The organism is Thalassospira sp. GB04J01 (genome assembly GCF_000751115.1).
GTDB lineage: Bacteria > Pseudomonadota > Alphaproteobacteria > Rhodospirillales > Thalassospiraceae > Thalassospira > Thalassospira lucentensis.
This window is the reverse complement of record NZ_CCDX020000005.1, coordinates 295,950-311,076: the sequence shown is the minus strand read 5'-3', so window position 1 is coordinate 311,076 and position 15,127 is coordinate 295,950. Positions and strand designations below refer to the sequence as shown.

Annotated in this window: 12 protein-coding genes and 1 tRNA gene; 9 read left to right on the top strand and 4 right to left on the bottom strand. The window is 51.9% G+C overall.

Annotated features, from left to right (window positions below; all coding sequences use genetic code 11):
- Positions 1 to 304 precede the first annotated feature (304 nt).
- Positions 305 to 1,585 carry an ABC transporter substrate-binding protein gene (locus AMM48_RS02990; protein WP_102782832.1) on the bottom strand — a complete coding sequence of 427 codons (1,281 nt, stop codon included), beginning with the start codon at positions 1,583 to 1,585 and terminating at the stop codon, positions 305 to 307.
- A 585-nt stretch (positions 1,586 to 2,170) separates the two neighbouring features.
- Between AMM48_RS02990 and AMM48_RS22260 the strand changes: the two genes are divergently transcribed.
- The gene (locus tag AMM48_RS22260; RefSeq protein WP_146030363.1) at positions 2,171 to 2,335 is read left to right on the top strand and encodes a DUF1127 domain-containing protein; all 165 of its coding nucleotides are present in this window, start codon (positions 2,171 to 2,173) and stop codon (positions 2,333 to 2,335) included.
- A 304-nt stretch (positions 2,336 to 2,639) separates the two neighbouring features.
- Here the strand turns inward: AMM48_RS22260 and AMM48_RS02980 are convergent, their stop codons facing one another.
- Positions 2,640 to 4,214, bottom strand: a complete 1,575-nt coding sequence (locus AMM48_RS02980) for a cryptochrome/photolyase family protein (protein ID WP_102782831.1) — start codon at positions 4,212 to 4,214, stop codon at positions 2,640 to 2,642.
- Between the two features lie 266 nt (positions 4,215 to 4,480).
- On the opposite strand from AMM48_RS02980, the gene bfr (AMM48_RS02975) reads away from it, so the two are divergent.
- From bfr (AMM48_RS02975) to AMM48_RS02955, 5 genes are all read left to right on the top strand, one after another.
- Positions 4,481 to 4,957: a bacterioferritin gene (gene bfr, locus AMM48_RS02975; protein ID WP_102782830.1), complete on the top strand. Its 477-nt coding sequence runs from the start codon at positions 4,481 to 4,483 to the stop codon at positions 4,955 to 4,957.
- Positions 4,958 to 4,977: 20 nt separating this feature from the next.
- Positions 4,978 to 5,469 carry a bacterioferritin gene (gene bfr, locus AMM48_RS02970; protein WP_102782829.1) on the top strand — a complete coding sequence of 164 codons (492 nt, stop codon included), beginning with the start codon at positions 4,978 to 4,980 and terminating at the stop codon, positions 5,467 to 5,469.
- Between the two features lie 184 nt (positions 5,470 to 5,653).
- On the top strand, positions 5,654 to 8,152 hold the full coding sequence (locus AMM48_RS02965) for a heavy metal translocating P-type ATPase (protein WP_102782828.1): 2,499 nt from the start codon (positions 5,654 to 5,656) through the stop codon (positions 8,150 to 8,152).
- Positions 8,149 to 8,532 (top strand): Cu(I)-responsive transcriptional regulator, encoded by a 384-nt coding sequence (cueR, locus tag AMM48_RS02960; protein ID WP_102782827.1) that lies wholly within the window; start codon positions 8,149 to 8,151, stop codon positions 8,530 to 8,532. Before AMM48_RS02965 ends, cueR begins: the two co-directional genes overlap by 4 nt.
- Positions 8,533 to 8,566: 34 nt before the next feature.
- Entirely contained in the window at positions 8,567 to 9,046 is a 480-nt protein-coding gene (locus AMM48_RS02955; RefSeq protein WP_102782826.1) for a cytochrome c, read from the top strand.
- Between the two features lie 98 nt (positions 9,047 to 9,144).
- Here the strand turns inward: AMM48_RS02955 and AMM48_RS02950 are convergent, their stop codons facing one another.
- The gene (locus AMM48_RS02950; protein ID WP_102782825.1) at positions 9,145 to 10,257 is read right to left on the bottom strand and encodes an ATP-binding protein; all 1,113 of its coding nucleotides are present in this window, start codon (positions 10,255 to 10,257) and stop codon (positions 9,145 to 9,147) included.
- Positions 10,258 to 10,295: 38 nt separating this feature from the next.
- Positions 10,296 to 11,546: a D-amino acid dehydrogenase gene (locus AMM48_RS02945; protein ID WP_102782824.1), complete on the bottom strand. Its 1,251-nt coding sequence runs from the start codon at positions 11,544 to 11,546 to the stop codon at positions 10,296 to 10,298.
- A gap of 230 nt (positions 11,547 to 11,776) precedes the next feature.
- Between AMM48_RS02945 and AMM48_RS02940 the strand changes: the two genes are divergently transcribed.
- The 3 genes from AMM48_RS02940 to AMM48_RS02930 all read left to right on the top strand — a co-directional run bounded on the left by AMM48_RS02940 (position 11,777) and on the right by AMM48_RS02930 (position 15,081).
- Positions 11,777 to 13,234, top strand: a complete 1,458-nt coding sequence (locus AMM48_RS02940) for an NAD(P)H-hydrate dehydratase (protein ID WP_102782823.1) — start codon at positions 11,777 to 11,779, stop codon at positions 13,232 to 13,234.
- 188 nt (positions 13,235 to 13,422) lie between these two features.
- Positions 13,423 to 14,829 (top strand): malonyl-CoA decarboxylase, encoded by a 1,407-nt coding sequence (locus tag AMM48_RS02935; protein WP_102782822.1) that lies wholly within the window; start codon positions 13,423 to 13,425, stop codon positions 14,827 to 14,829.
- A 167-nt stretch (positions 14,830 to 14,996) separates the two neighbouring features.
- Positions 14,997 to 15,081, top strand: a tRNA-Leu gene (locus AMM48_RS02930).
- Positions 15,082 to 15,127 lie beyond the last annotated feature (46 nt).

Below are 15,127 nucleotides of genomic sequence, written 5' to 3'. Positions count from 1 at the left end.
GAATGCGAACTGAAACAAAGTGTTACAAAAATAACATGATAAATACCGATAATACACCAGCAGGCGATTATTTTTATCCATCACATCGGAATGACAGTTGTTCCGTATGGGAATAATTAGTGGCGGACTATCCCCAAACCTGTGCGCCTCTGTCCGAAGTGCGCAGGTGCAAGTTTATCAAGTTACCAAGTTATCAAATTGTTTTTGTATGAAAGATCGGAAATTCTGTGTTGCTGAAATATGGAAATGACCCGTTGCACACGCGTTGAAGCTGACATGCAACATGCAACGGGTCCGTCCTGTTTTAGTCGCGTGCAAGGTTGATATTTTCAAGCAGCTTGGCGACAGCACTTTCTGATGCCATGTCTGAATTGAAATGTGACGTAACTGTATCGATGATCGCCCCGGTCAATGCACCAGGCAATGCCATATCGACCCCAACTGATGGCAAGAACCCATCAGACACCTGAGAAGCCTGCATGTCTTTTTCCGATTGCAGGGCGCACTCGTCGAAATCGTCCATCGGCACCCCAAGGCGCGCAGGAATGGAACCTTTGAGAAGGTTAAAGGTCTCTTGGAACTTTTCGCCAACGATGAGTTCGGCCAGAAGTTTCTGACCCGCAATTTTGTCGTCGCCCGAAACGTCAAACATTGCAAAGCTGTCGGTGTTAAACAGATAGCCATCGTTTGATGGTGTTGCTTCACACAGGAAATCCTTGCCCGGTTCTTTGCCAGCAGCAAGGAATTCACCTTTGGCCCAGTCCCCCATGATTTGCATGGCGGCCTTGCCATTCATCACCATGGCCGTCGCAAGGTTCCAGTCGCGACCGGAAAAGTCGGCGTCTACGAAACCGCGCAGGGTGCGCATTTGATCGAACACCTTTTTCATCGTGTCCGATTTCAGGGCATCTTCATCGAGGTCGATCAATGCCTTTTGATAAAAGTCGGTGCCACCAATTCCCAGAACGACGTTCTCGAAAAGAATAGTTTCCTGCCAGGGCTGACCACCAATTGCGAGTGGGATGACACCTTTCGCCTGAAGTTTTTCGGCCACGGTGTTGAATTCGTCCCATGATTTGGGAACTTCCGTTGCTCCGACACTGGCAAGAAGTTCGGGATTTGCCCAGATCATGTCTGTCCGGTGAATGTTCACCGGTACTGCAACATAATGGCCGTCATACTGCATCAATGTTTGCAATCGTTTGGGCAGGACATCGTTCCAGTGTTCTTTTTCTGCGACCTCATCAAGGTTCGCCAATGCGCCCTGATCCGCCCATTCTTGAATGGCAGGACTTTTAAGTTGTACGGCTGTCGGGGCGTCTCCTGAAAGAACCCGTGACCGCAAAACGGTCATTGCGGCAGATCCGCCACCACCGGCAACCGGGCTGCCGATCCATTTTCCACCGTGATCTTCAAAGTCCTTTTTGAGTGCCGCTGCAGCCTTGGCTTCCCCACCGGACGTCCAGTAGTGCAGAACCTCAACTGTTGGTTCTGCTTGTGCAACGGTTAGGTTCAGGAGCAAAGCGGGCAGACAGATCGCTGCGTGTAAGGCAAGGCGTTTTGAGAATTTATGTGTGCGGTTCATTTTTTCCTCCCGGAATTTTTTATTTTGACCGGAAGACCTTAACAAGCAGATCAGAATGTTTGCACTTACAGAACTGTAACGAATTACGTCTAAGGGGCAAATTGAAACAAACTGTTACCAAAAAATGTTAGCGCTAACATGGTCTGTATCTCTTTATTTCCCTCAATAAATTGATGTTGGTATTTTAATTATTTAATTCTAATATATGGACTGTGAAGTGGGTGTCTTTCTAGCATCAGCGCGGAAAATTAATGCAGATTATATGATGTTAGGGGGAGAGAAGAAATCGTTAGGCAATAGCGAAATTGTTGCGTTGCGATGTAGCTTGGCTATGTGTGGCTGTTACCAGTGTAGCGCGAAAAACATAGCTATTAGTCCAAAGCTTAACGGTAAGTTCCAACGATACGCTGCTATCTGTGAATTTTTGGAATAGATGATATGCAAACTTAGGTGATTGAGGATCGAAAGAGTTTTGGACATATTGCATCGCAGAAGTTGACGAGCAGAACGCGCCAACAAATACAGAAGCTCAAAACGATCAGGCTTTAGGCAGCGTTCTTTTTTTGTAACCCAAGGAGGTTCAACATGATCTTATCTAGTATTTTTGTTGCTGTTCGCCGTTGGGCCTATGCTCGCTCTGTTGCGGATGAACTTTACGGTCTTGATAAACGCGACCTTGATGATGTCGGGATTTCCCCATGGCAGATCCGAGACGTTGCACGTAAGGCAGCTCGCGACGCGATTGCATAACGCCAGCGATATATAGGCGCCTTTTCAATAAGGGAATGCCATGCGAAAGCCGGACATCTGTCCGGCTTTTTGTGTTTCTGGAGGTGTGTTTGGGGCGGGGACTTAAGAGCCCAAACCGATCTGCAAGCCGTGCACGCACAGAAATTTGGGCCATTCGCAAGAATGACACCTTCCGCGATCAAGCCCGCCAAATTGTTGATCAGCGCGGCAGTCGTACCTTCAAACAACGCAGACCCGCCAGTGGTCGTGATACGTCAGATACGCAGATTCCCTTTGATTTCTGACATGTTTCGAAAAGTACCCGTCATAACAAGGTGGGTTGTTCCGAACGTTTGATCAGTTTGCCGGCATCAAGCTGGCGCAGGAACATGTCAGCCTGCGTGATCAGATCGCGTTTCGTATCATCTTTCATTCGGGCCCAGTTGCGATAGGGCATGCCAAGACGCGGGTTTTTACCAAGTTTATCGGCATTGCGATCAAGGAAGTGCCAATACAGCGCATTAAACGGACAAGCATCCGGGCCAGTGTTCTTGCGCGGTGAAAACTGGCATTCAGCGCAATAATCCGACATTCGGTCGATATATTTACCACTGGCGGCATAGGGTTTTGATGCCATGACCCCGCCATCAGCATAAAGCGCCATGCCGAATGTATTGGGCAACTCGACCCATTCAAACGCATCAATGTAAACGCCAAGATACCAGTCGCAGACCTCTTTGGGGTCAAGTCCAGTCAGCAATGCAAAATTACCAATGACCATAAGGCGTTGGATATGATGACCATAGGCGTTTTCAAGAGTCTCGCCAATCGCCTGATGCAGGCAGTTCATCGGCACATCCCCAGTCCAGAAAAAATCAGGAAGGGGGCGTTCCGCCTTGAAATAATTGTCTTTTCCGTAATCTGGCCCCATGAACCAGTACAGCCCTCGAACATATTCCCGCCAGCCCAGAATTTGGCGAATAAATCCTTCAACTGCGTTTAAGGGTGCCATGCCGTCATAATAGGCCTGTTCGGCCGCGCGACAGACTTCATCAGGTAGCAATAGGCCAACATTGATATAGGGGCTGATCAGGGAATGATAAACGGTGGGACTTTTAACCGTCATTGCATCCTGATAATCGCCAAACTTGGGCAGTCGATGAGTGATGAAATGATCAAGTGCTTCCTGTGCATCTTGTCGCGTCACCGCCCAGCCAAATGTATCCACCGTACCAATCGCGTCTGGAAAATCGTCGGTCACTGTCGCCAGAAGTTTCTGGGTAAGATCGTTTGGCGAAAACGATTTTGGGGCAGGGGGCGTGACATCGTCGGGCAGACGTTTGCGATTGTCGTGATCAAAATTCCACTGACCGCCGACGGGGTTACCATCGGGTTCCATCAGAATTCCGGTGTCACGTCGCAAACCGCGATAGAAATACTCCATCCGAAGTTCTTTTCTGCCCTCGGCAAAGTCGGCAAAGGCTGACAACGGAGCAAAGAAACGGTCATCAGGGCGAATGGTCAGTGAGACATTGGCTTCTTGTGGCCATCGATCAACTTCGCGCAGGACCCGCCATTCGCCGGGTTCGGTAATGATCACGGACGATATATCGTGCTTGGCCACCGCCAATTGCAGCGCATCGGTGAAGCTGTCTGTCCGGTGATGTATGTAATCAAAATATTCGACAGTGAAGCCTTGTTCGCGCAACTCGGTGGCAAAGTGGCGCATGGCCGATAGGATCAGGACAATCTTTTGACGATGATGCGCAACATAGAGTGCCTCGCACCGTGGTTCGGCCATGACAATCAGGTCATGGTCGGGATTGGCATCAGACAGGCTCGACAGGGATCGACTCAGCTGATCGCCAAGTACGAAACGGATGGTGCTATAATGGGACATTATATTCTGCATCATTTGATTGCATAAGAGTTACGACTCGTACGAACCAAAACCACCAAAAGATCGAAATTCGTTGGAAATTTCGCTAAGCGATTTGCATTCTCATGTGGCAGTGTGCGAATGATTTTTACTAAACCGCAATTGAAACCGGATTTTGGGAAAAACGCCTAAATTATTGATAATGGTAATCAAAGGCGTGGTTTTCCCTTGAAACAAGGGTGTATGGTTACCAATATCTGGTCAGCCGAACCATCAGGAGAGCCACGATGAAAGGTGATCCCAAGATCATCACGTATCTTAATCGCATTTTGACCAGCCAGTTGACTGCGATTAACCAGTATTTCCTGCATGCCCGTATGCTCCGTGACTGGGGTGTCGAAGAAATGGGCGAGTATGAATACAAGCTCTCGATCCAGGAAATGAAACGCGCCGATGACACCATCGAGCGCATTCTGTTCCTCGAAGGGCTGCCCAATCTTCAGAACCTCAATAAACTCATGATTGGTGAGAATGTTGAGGAAATCGTCACCTGCGACATGAAGTTTGAATTGGCTTCCTTGCCGCTGCTACGCGAAGCAATCACGGCCTGCGAAGCCGCCGAGGATTTTATCACCCGCGACCTGCTGGTTAAATTCCTTGAAGCACAGGAAGAGCATGTCGATTGGCTTGAGACCGAGCAGTGGCAGCTTGAGAACATTGGAATGCAGAATTACATCCAGAGCCGTTCGGGCGACGGCGATTAATCAGATCAGGAGCTTACGCCATGAAGGGCAGTAAAAAGGTTATCGCCGCGCTAAACAAACAGCTTACCGCTGAATTGTCGGCAGCCGATCAATATAATACCCACGCAGAAATGTACGCTGATTGGGGTCTGCATGCGCTGTATGAACGCATGCATCATGAAAAGGACGAAGAGCTTGAACACGCAAAGCGTTTGATCGAGCGTATTTTGTTCCTTGAAGGTGTGCCAGATACCGCATCACGTGAGCCGATCAAGATTGGCAAAACCGTGCCCGAGATGATGAAAAATGATCTCGAACACGAGTATCATGTGATCAATCTTCTCAAAAAGGCGATCAAAATTGCCGAAGCAGAAGACGATTTCCAGACCCGGAACATGCTGACCGTGCTGCTTGATGATAGCGAGGAAGACCACGCATATTGGATCGAACAGCAAATTCGCCTGATCGACATGATGGGTCTGCCAAACTACATCCAGTTCAAAGCCGCAGGTGAACCAACCCCGCAGGGGTAAGGCTTGATACGTTAAGATCAAAAAGGCCCCGGTGCAGTGTTGCATTTCGGGGCCCTTTTGTTTGTTGCGACCTTGCTTTGGCATTTGGTTTGCGGTTGTTTGATTTTCCTGCTTGACCTTCCAGTTGCTGGAAGGTCTATCGTCGCCTATATCAGACATGAAACCACGTTAAGGGTTCAGGAAAATGAATAGCCGGACAGAAGCAAGAGACGCCGCGATCAACGATCCTGCGTCAGACGCCAAAACACCACAAAGCCCAAGCACCAACAGCCGCGACGTGAACCTTGAAATTACCGGTATGAGTTGTGCCGGATGTGCCGGACGGGTGGAAAAGTCGGTCGGCGGACTTGAGGGGGTCACAAGCGTTGATGTCAATCTTGCCCTCAATACCGCACATGTCGCCTTTGATGGCGACAAAGTGGGGGTGCGGCGCATTGCGCAGGCGGTCGCGGATGCCGGTTATTCCGTCGCCGAAGAAACCTGGTCCTATGACATTGATGGCATGACCTGTGCCAACTGTGCCGGTCGTGTGGAAAAGGCATTGGCCGCATTGCCCGGTGTGACAGAGGCCACTGTGAATTTTGCTCTTGAGCAGGCCAGCATCACCGCACTTCCCGGTCAGATGAGTGATGAAATCGCTATCCGTTCGGTTGAAGATGCCGGATATCATGCGACATCACGGAATAAATCATCTGCAAACGACAATAATGATAGCGAAACCGCGGCGCGGTCAAACAAACCGGTTGACCGGTCGTTGCTGTTGCTGGGCGCGTCGGTTGTTCTGACCGCACCGCTGGTGCTTCAGATGATCTGGATGTATCTCGGCGTTGAATATCATTTGCCTGCGTGGGTTGAACTTGCCTTGGCAACACCGGTTCAGTTCCTGATCGGGTGGCGGTTTTATCGCGGGGCGTTTGCTGCACTACGCCATCGCAGTGCCAATATGGACGTTCTCGTCGCATTGGGCACGTCATCGGCTTATTTCCTGAGCCTGTACAACATGATTGTCGCCCAGAGTGGCCAATCACATCTGTATTTTGAGGCGTCTGCCGCCATCATTACCCTGATCCTTGGCGGTAAGATCATGGAAGATCGCGCCAAACGTGGGGCATCTGCCGCCATTCGCGAATTGATGGCATTGCGTCCGCGCCGTGCCCGAAAAATCATCGATGGCAAGGACATCGATGTTGCCATCGACGAACTGAAGGTTGGCGATATCGTGCGGGTACTGCCCGGTGAACGTTTGCCTGTTGATGGCATTGTTGACGCTGGCGAAAGCGAACTTGATGAAAGCCTGATCACTGGTGAAACGCGGCCGATTGCGCGTGTGGCTGGGGATGAGGTTGTCGGTGGGGCGGTCAATGGCACCGGACGAATTGATATCAAGGTCAGTGCTGTTGGCGATGACACCACGTTGTCGCGCATCATTCGCTTGGTAGAAAAGGCACAGACCGGCAAGGCACCCGTTCAAAAATTGGTGGATCGTGTTTCTGCTGTCTTTGTCCCCGTCATCATCGTTATTGCGCTGGTGACGCTGGCTGGTTGGTTGTTCGCCGGTTTCGGGGTGGAAGCATCTATCGTTGCGGCTGTGTCAGTGCTGGTGATTGCGTGCCCCTGTGCGCTTGGTCTTGCAACACCAACGGCGCTGGTTGCCGGTACGGGCAGTGCGGCGCGTGCGGGTATTCTGATCCGCAATTTTGATGCGCTTGAACAGGCTCATAACATTGATACCGTCATCTTTGATAAAACCGGCACCCTGACCGAAGGCAGCCCGACGGTACGCGATGTCAAACCTGTTGACGGTGTTGATCAAAATGATCTTTTGCGTCTTGCCGCCGCGGTTCAGGCGGCCAGCGAACATCCATTGGCTCGTGCTGTGGTGTCGATTGCTCGTGATCAGGGGATGGATATCCCAGATGTGACCGAGTTCCGGGGTAAAACCGGTGCTGGCGTGATGGCAACGGTCGAAGGCAAATCTGTTGTCATCGGAACGGACACCATGTTGCGCGATCAATCAGTTTCCATGCCGGATGCCGATGTCATTTCGGCTGATATTTCGCAACATGAGGCGCGTGGGCGAACCGTCATCCTGATCGCGATTGATGGCAAATATGGGGGTTTTATAACCCTTGAAGACCGCATTCGCGAAAGTGCCAAACAGACGATTGCCGACCTTAAGGCGCGCGGGATTAACAGCATCATGCTGTCAGGTGACAGCCAGGAAGTTGCAAGCTATGTCGCCGAACAACTTGGTCTTGAACGCGGTGAAGGGCGTATTCGTCCGCAGGACAAGGCGCTAGCGGTTGAAAAACTGCGTAAAGAAGGCCGTCATGTCGCCATGGTTGGCGACGGGATCAATGATGCACCAGCGTTGGCCGCAGCGGATGTCGGTATTGCTATGGGCGGGGGAACCGATGTTGCCATGGAAACGGCTGGCATTACCCTGATGCGTTCCGATCCAGCGTTGGTGGCCGACGCCATTGATATTTCAATCGCAACCCGTCGCAAAATTGCCCAGAACCTGTTTTGGGCCTTTGCCTATAACGTCATCGGTGTTCCTTTGGCTGCCTTTGGTGTGCTGAGCCCGGCGATTGCCGGGGCAGCGATGGCGCTTAGTTCCGTATCGGTTGTCAGTAACTCTGTGATGCTGCGACGCTGGAAAGCGCGGGGGGCACAAAAATGAATATTTCCGACGCGGCAAGTGCTTGTGGGTTGTCCGCCAAAACCATCCGGTATTACGAAGATATCGGTCTGGTGACGCCGGGACGTCTTGCCAATGGTTATCGCGATTATGGTGAGGATGATTTGCACAAGTTGCGCTTTTTACAGCGTGCACGCGGGCTTGGGTTCTCGGTTGAGGATTGCCGCGTGTTGTTGTCGCTGTATGAAGACCGCAACCGCGCGTCATCGGACGTCAAAAACATCGCAAAAACCCATCTGGCGGAAATCGAACGCAAGATTGCTGAGTTGCAAAGCCTGCAAAAGACATTGTCACATCTGGTGCATGCCTGTCATGGGGATGATCGCCCGCATTGCCCCATCATCAATGATCTCGCCAGTTAAAAACGCGTGATAAAAAACAAAGAGAGAGTTCACAGTGAAAGATAAAGGCGTTTTCGTCATCGGCGGGGTGGTTGGTGCCGCCATTGTTTATGGCATCATCACTCTCTTCGGACCGGGGGCTGGTGGGGATCAATCCGTTGAACTTCGCCCGGATGATTTGAAGTTGGTCGCACTTGGCAAGAAAGTCTATGACGCCAATTGTGCGTCGTGCCACGGTCGGCAATTCGAAGGACAGGACAACTGGCGTGAACGCGATGCCAACGGATTGCTACCTGCACCACCTCATGATGAAACCGGACATACGTGGCATCATCCTGATGCGGTGCTGTTTGCTCTAACCAAATATGGGCCATCGGTCATGGCCGGGGATGATTATCAGTCGGCGATGCCCGGTTTTGAGGATGTCCTGACGGATGAGGAAATTCTGGCCAGCCTTTCGTACGTCAAAAGCCGTTGGCCCGACGAAATCAGGCAACGCCACGATCAGATAAACCTTTCTGCCAAGCAGCAATAAGCCAGACCAGAGGCCAACAGACAGCAAAGCCCGCATCAGAAGCCAAAGTGCTCCGTTGCGGGCTTTACGTATTTTGGATCTGTCTATTCAGGCGGTGATCAGAGACGGGGCAGGGTAATGCCCACAGTCGTTCCTTTGCCAAGCGCACTTTCGATGCTCATGCGGCCACCATGCAGTTCCACCAGAAGCTTTGCCAGCGGCAAACCAAGGCCGGTCCCTGTGCTTTCCTTAACTCCGGAAGGATGAAGCTGTGCAAACCGCGCAAAGGCGCGCGGGATGTCATTTGGGCTCATGCCGACACCGGTATCTGCGATGGAAATCGTGATGTCCTTGTCCGTCTGGGCAAGGTCAACGGTGATGACACCGCCATCTGGGGTGAATTTTGCCGCGTTGCTCAGGATGTTGATCAGGATTTGCTTTATCTTGAGCTTGTCACAGCGCATCGGGACTGGTGTTTCGGCAATATTGAAGTGCAGGCTGTGCTGGTGGCGGGAAATATCTTCACGTGCAAGCTTTGTTGCTTCTTTGATAACGCACACAAGGTCTTCGTCGTTTAACTGCAACGTCATGGACCCTGCCGACAGCTTGGAAACATCAAGAACGTTGTTGACCAGTTCCAGCAGGTGCTTGCCAGCCTCAAAAACATCGCGACCACAATCACGGTATCCGTCGGTAATATCGCCAAGCACGCCTTCGGCAATCAGTTCGGAATTGCCGATAATTGCATTCAGCGGTGTGCGTAACTCATGGCCCATATTGGCGATAAAGTCCGATTTTGACGCATTGGCATCGGACTGATTGCGATTTTGTTCCATCAGGCTGCGTTCGGCCTGTTTTTGACGATCATTTTCAAGAAGTGTCATCAAGACAGCCGTGCGGGTCTCATTGTTCTGGAAGTATTCCAGCGGCGCAATCGACAGGTCACAGACATGGCTGTCGTTATTTGCGCTGACCAGCACAATGTCACCGCGCCAGGACCGCCCGGATGCGAAAACATCTTCAATGTCGTTCAGAAGGCCTTTGGACAGGAAGCCGGCGGTGGTGCCCAGCATGCGTTCCTTGGAAACGCCAATCATCCGTGCAATGGCTTCGTTACATTGCAGGACCTTGCCGTTGCGATCACAAATGATCGCGGCATACGGAAGGGCGTTAAGAACGACCTGATCTGCCAATGGTACGGTATGCGTGCCAATCGGTGTATTGCTGGTCATGTCGTCCCCTGATCCCATCATTCGTCAGTAACGCCCGTTCAAAAACGTTCGATACCTAACCCCGTTAGTGGAATGTCTGGGCGTTTGCGGCTTATCAGGTCGGCGATTGCCTTGCCTGATCCACAACTCATTGTCCAACCCAACGTCCCATGCCCCGTATTTAGAAATAGATTACCATATTTTGTGCCGCCAAGAATAGGGGCAGAATCCGGCGTAACCGGGCGCAGGCCTGACCAAAACTCAATTTTGGACCGATCGCCGGAATTCGGGAATAATTCGAATGCTTTATCAACAATCAACTGTTTACGACGTTCGGACATTCGCAGGGAATATCCATCCAGTTCGGCTGTTCCCGCCACGCGAAGCCGGTTGCCAAGGCGCGCATAAACCATTTTCACACTGTCATCAATCAGGGCGGTTTGCGGAGCACCATCATGCCCGGTGGTATCGATGCTGATCGAGTAGCCCTTACAGGGATATATCGGAAGATGGATACCAAGGGGTTTGGTCAAAAACGGGCTGTAACTGCCCAAGCAGACGACAAAGGCATCGCCGGAAATCTTCCCTTGATCGGTGCGCACAGACGTAATGCGCCCCTGATCATGGTTAAGACCCGTGATCGTGGTGCCAAATTTGAAAATTGCGCCACGTTCGATGCATTTTTCTGCCAGAAGGCTGGTGAATTTTTGCGCATCCCCGCTTTCATCGTCGGGTGTATAGCTGCCGCCGATGATGCGGGCCTTGCTGTGACGCAAGGTTGGTTCAATCTCGTAACATTCTTCGGCACTGACCACGCGCCGGTTCAGACCAAAGTCACGCATTTGCGCGGTGGCTGTCTCAACCGCGGTTAATTCATCGTCATCACGGCATATGTGCAGGATGCCCTGTTGGCGGTGATCATAGTCAATGCCGGTATCCTTGCGCAGTTGCCTTAGGCATTCACGGCTGTAGACGGCAACCCGCAACGCCTTTTCAAGGTTCTCTTTGGCCCGTGCATCGGTGCAATTGCGCAGGAAGCGAAGCCCCCAGGCAAAAAGCTTTGGGTCAAAGCGCATCCGAAACAAAAGGGGGGCTTCTTCGCGGCCCAGCCATTTCAGGATTTGTTTGGGAGTGCTTGAATTGGCCCAGGGTGTTGAATGACAGGCCGAAATTTGCCCGCCATTGGCAAAGCTGGTTTCCTGTGCGCTGGCATGTTGGCGGTCAATGACAGTAACCTGATGGCCATTTTCCAAAAGATACCAAGCCGCCGTCGTCCCAATGACGCCAGCGCCCAAAACGACAACATGCATGCCGGAAAAGCCTCGTTGTGAATTCTCGCGTATGCGGGCCGATCAGACCAAAACACCGATGCAAATGATCGTAACTGTCTTAACTGTCTGACTCGCGAAATCGTTTGCAATATACTGAGGCGAAAAACAAATGGCTACCGATGTCTGTTGCTGATTTACAATCGGTGCTTAGGTTGACTGAGCAGAGGATGTTGATAGGGAATGTTGGTAGGGAATTTTGAGGGTGAAAAATGTTTGAAATTCTAACAACCGACCAGATGTATGACGCTGACCGCAAGACGATTGATGGTGGCATTCCCGGTGATGTCCTGATGGAAAATGCCGGGCGAACGGTGTTTGAGGAAATCATACGCCATTGGTCACCCAGATCAGTTTCGGTTCTGTGTGGTCCGGGCAATAACGGTGGTGATGGTTTTGTCATTGCCAGATTGCTGCGTGACGAAGGCTGGTCAGTGCGGCTTGGGTTACTAGGTGAGGTCGAACACCTTGGCGGTGATGCGGCCACCCATGCGCAAAAGTGGGACGGTGCAACCGAACGCTTATCACCAGCATTGGTGGTTGGTGCGGATCTGATTGTTGATTGTATTTTTGGCGCGGGGCTGGCGCGTGACATTACTGGCGACGTTGCCGACCTTGTTGCATCGGTCAATGACAGCATGTCTGTGGTGGTTTCGGTCGATGTGCCAAGCGGTGTTGACGGAAACACCGGGTGCATTATGGGGTGTGCGATCAAGGCGGATCTGACGGTGACATTCTGTCGGGCCAAGCCGGGGCACTATTTGTTGCCGGGACGGCAGCTGTGCGGTGAACTTGCCATCCGTGATATTGGCATTTCCGATCAGATAGTGTCGGAAATCCGTCCGACATGCTGGCGCAATGATCCGGTGTTGTGGCGGGCTGGTATTCGCTGGCCGGGGCTTGATGGTCATAAATATCATCGTGGCCATTTGCTGGCTTTTGGTGGGACCATTATGACGGGGGCGACACGGCTTGTCGCGCGCGCAGCACGGCGTTCGGGTGTTGGGTTGTTGACCATTGTTTCCGATGCGTCTGTATTGCCGGTCTATGCCGCCGATGCCCCGGGCACTATGACGGCATCCATTTCCGGGCTTGAAGCCCTTTTGAACGACTGTCGGCATAATGCTTTTGTTGTTGGGCCGGGCTATGGGGTTGGTGACAGTACGCGCGGTTTGGTGTTGCAGCTTTTGCATCTTTGCCGATCAACCGTGTTGGATGCGGACGCGCTGACCAGTTTCTCCGACGATCCATCCACATTATGTTTTGCCGTGCAGGGACCAACGGTTCTGACGCCGCATGAAGGCGAATTTACACGCCTGTTTCCCGATATTGACGGCGATAAGCTGGCCCGTGCGCGTGCGGCGGCCAAGCGCAGTGGTGCCACGGTACTGATAAAAGGGGCGGACACCGTTATTGCGGCCCCGGATGGACGTGCTGCCATCAGTGCGGTTGATGCCCCATGGTTGGCAACAGCCGGGTCGGGGGATGTTTTGTCCGGAATGATTGCAGGGCTTATGGCGCAAGGCATGGAGATGTTTGATGCGGCCTGCATGGGTGTTTGGTTGCACGGACGCAGTGGCACAGATATTGGGCCGGGTTTGATTGCCGAGGACATCCCCGATCATTTGCCGGTGATCTTGCGCGAATTGTGGCTGGCATCGCGCAAATAGCTTTTACTTAGCCTTTGCGCGGTCATTTCGATGACATCTTTGTTGCGACGCTAGACGCAACACATAGCAACCCCGATATACCAAGACATCAAGCATGACAAAGCGATGCGTACCTTGTGCCGTCATGCCTGATTTTGAAATCGTCGGCGCAGTACAATATTTCTCCCAACAGAGCGTTGGAGGTCATCATGTCGCAAACATTTCTCGACAGAACACTTGATAATTTGCGTAGTGCGTGGCGTGAACTGCGTGACAGTTCGGTTGTGCGCAGTTTGGGACGCGATGAAAACCAGAGCCGTCAGGAACACTGGCGTCGGCAGATTGCTGATTGTCTTGCCGGGCGCGGTGGGGCGGTGTCGGCACGAGGGCGTGCGGCCGCTCTTGGTCATGATTTCTTGCGTCTTGATGACGATGGCAAGCGGGCTTTCTTGCACTTGCTGGTCAATGAATTTGGGATCGATCGTGACCGGGTTGCGGCCATCATGACAGATTGGGATATGGCCGATGATCTGGCGGAAAGGGCGTTGCTCGAATCTGAACTGCGCGATGCGCTTGTGCCACCATTTCGATCAATTCTCAAGGAATTCAATTCGTTACCGCAGGGGGTGAAGTTTCTGGTTGATCTGCGCGGTGATCTTTTGCGCTGGCGCAAAGAAGCCCCCGGACTGGCAATGTTGGAACGTGATCTTAAGACCTTGCTGGCGGGATGGTTTGATATCGGGTTTCTTGAACTCGAACGGATCACGTGGAATTCACCCGCGTCGCTTCTGGAAAAACTGATTGCCTATGAAGCTGTTCATGCCATTCAGAGCTGGGATGATTTGAAACGTCGGCTTGCACCCGACCGGCGTTGCTTTGCCTTTTTCCATCCGGGGATGCCAGATGAACCTTTGATCTTTGTCGAGGTTGCCTTGGTCAATGGAATAGCCGGAAACATCGACAAGCTTATTCAAGCCGACGATGATGATGAAAGTCATGATGGCGATAATGCGGGATCAGTCGAGAGGGCTGATACAGCAATTTTCTATTCCATTTCCAATGCGCAGGCTGGTTTGGCCGGGATCAGCTTTGGTGATTTCCTGATCAAGCGGGTGGTAAGCCAACTGCAACGCGATTTGCCGCATCTGAAACAGTTTTGCACCTTGTCCCCCATACCGGGGCTGCGGACATGGATGGATCGTCAGCTTGACGCCATGGCAAGGGGGGCGGAAACAGGCTTGCCCAAGGTCATCGAAGCGGCATTAAACGATTGTGATGAATTGATGGGGCCAAAACCACCCGCGCGTAGCCCTGATGCTGTGGGGGAACGCACCAAAACCAATATCGAGTTTCTGACAGCATGGTATCTTCTGAATGCCAAACGACCGGAAACCGGGGCGGCATTTGATCCTGTTGCACATTTCCATCTCAGCAACGGCGCACGCGTCGAGCGTTTGAACTGGAACGGCAATGGCAAGCCGGACGGTTGGGCGCAGTCATTTGGTATGATGGTCAATTATCTTTATCACCTGCCGATGATCGAAAAAAATCATGAAAACTATGTCGGGCAGGGCGAAATCGCTGTTTCAAGCAGTGTGAAGCGCCTTTTGCGTTAGTTTCATGACATAACGAAGCCAGTAGAACCGCAAGGTTTTGGGGTGTTGAAGCGGTTTAATTGAAGCCAGAACGCAAATGTCTAAAGGCGATGCTTGCATGAGGTCAGCGAAGTTTGTATTAAGGCGCACTCATGCCGGTTCGTCCGGCGTGTTTGGTATGCTTGTGTGCGGGCGTGGCGGAATTGGTAGACGCGCCAGGTTTAGGTCCTGGTGAAGCAATTCGTGGGGGTTCGAGTCCCTTCGCCCGTACCACTCTGCAGACCATACATTTGGACCAGATTACATATTCGTTTAGTCA

Excerpts from the sequence above, each read along its gene's own strand:
- AMM48_RS02940 (WP_102782823.1), top strand. The coding sequence starts at position 11,777 with ATGTTTGAAATTCTAACAACCGACCAGATGTATGACGCTGACCGCAAG.
- AMM48_RS02965 (WP_102782828.1), top strand. The coding sequence starts at position 5,654 with ATGAATAGCCGGACAGAAGCAAGAGACGCCGCGATCAACGATCCTGCG.
- AMM48_RS02935 (WP_102782822.1), top strand. The coding sequence starts at position 13,423 with ATGTCGCAAACATTTCTCGACAGAACACTTGATAATTTGCGTAGTGCG.
- AMM48_RS02945 (WP_102782824.1), bottom strand. The coding sequence starts at position 11,546 with ATGCATGTTGTCGTTTTGGGCGCTGGCGTCATTGGGACGACGGCGGCT.
- AMM48_RS02980 (WP_102782831.1), bottom strand. The coding sequence starts at position 4,214 with ATGTCCCATTATAGCACCATCCGTTTCGTACTTGGCGATCAGCTGAGT.
- cueR (WP_102782827.1), top strand. The coding sequence starts at position 8,149 with ATGAATATTTCCGACGCGGCAAGTGCTTGTGGGTTGTCCGCCAAAACC.
- bfr (WP_102782829.1), top strand. The coding sequence starts at position 4,978 with ATGAAGGGCAGTAAAAAGGTTATCGCCGCGCTAAACAAACAGCTTACC.
- bfr (WP_102782830.1), top strand. The coding sequence starts at position 4,481 with ATGAAAGGTGATCCCAAGATCATCACGTATCTTAATCGCATTTTGACC.
- AMM48_RS22260 (WP_146030363.1), top strand. The coding sequence starts at position 2,171 with ATGATCTTATCTAGTATTTTTGTTGCTGTTCGCCGTTGGGCCTATGCT.
- AMM48_RS02950 (WP_102782825.1), bottom strand. The coding sequence starts at position 10,257 with ATGACCAGCAATACACCGATTGGCACGCATACCGTACCATTGGCAGAT.
- AMM48_RS02990 (WP_102782832.1), bottom strand. The coding sequence starts at position 1,585 with ATGAACCGCACACATAAATTCTCAAAACGCCTTGCCTTACACGCAGCG.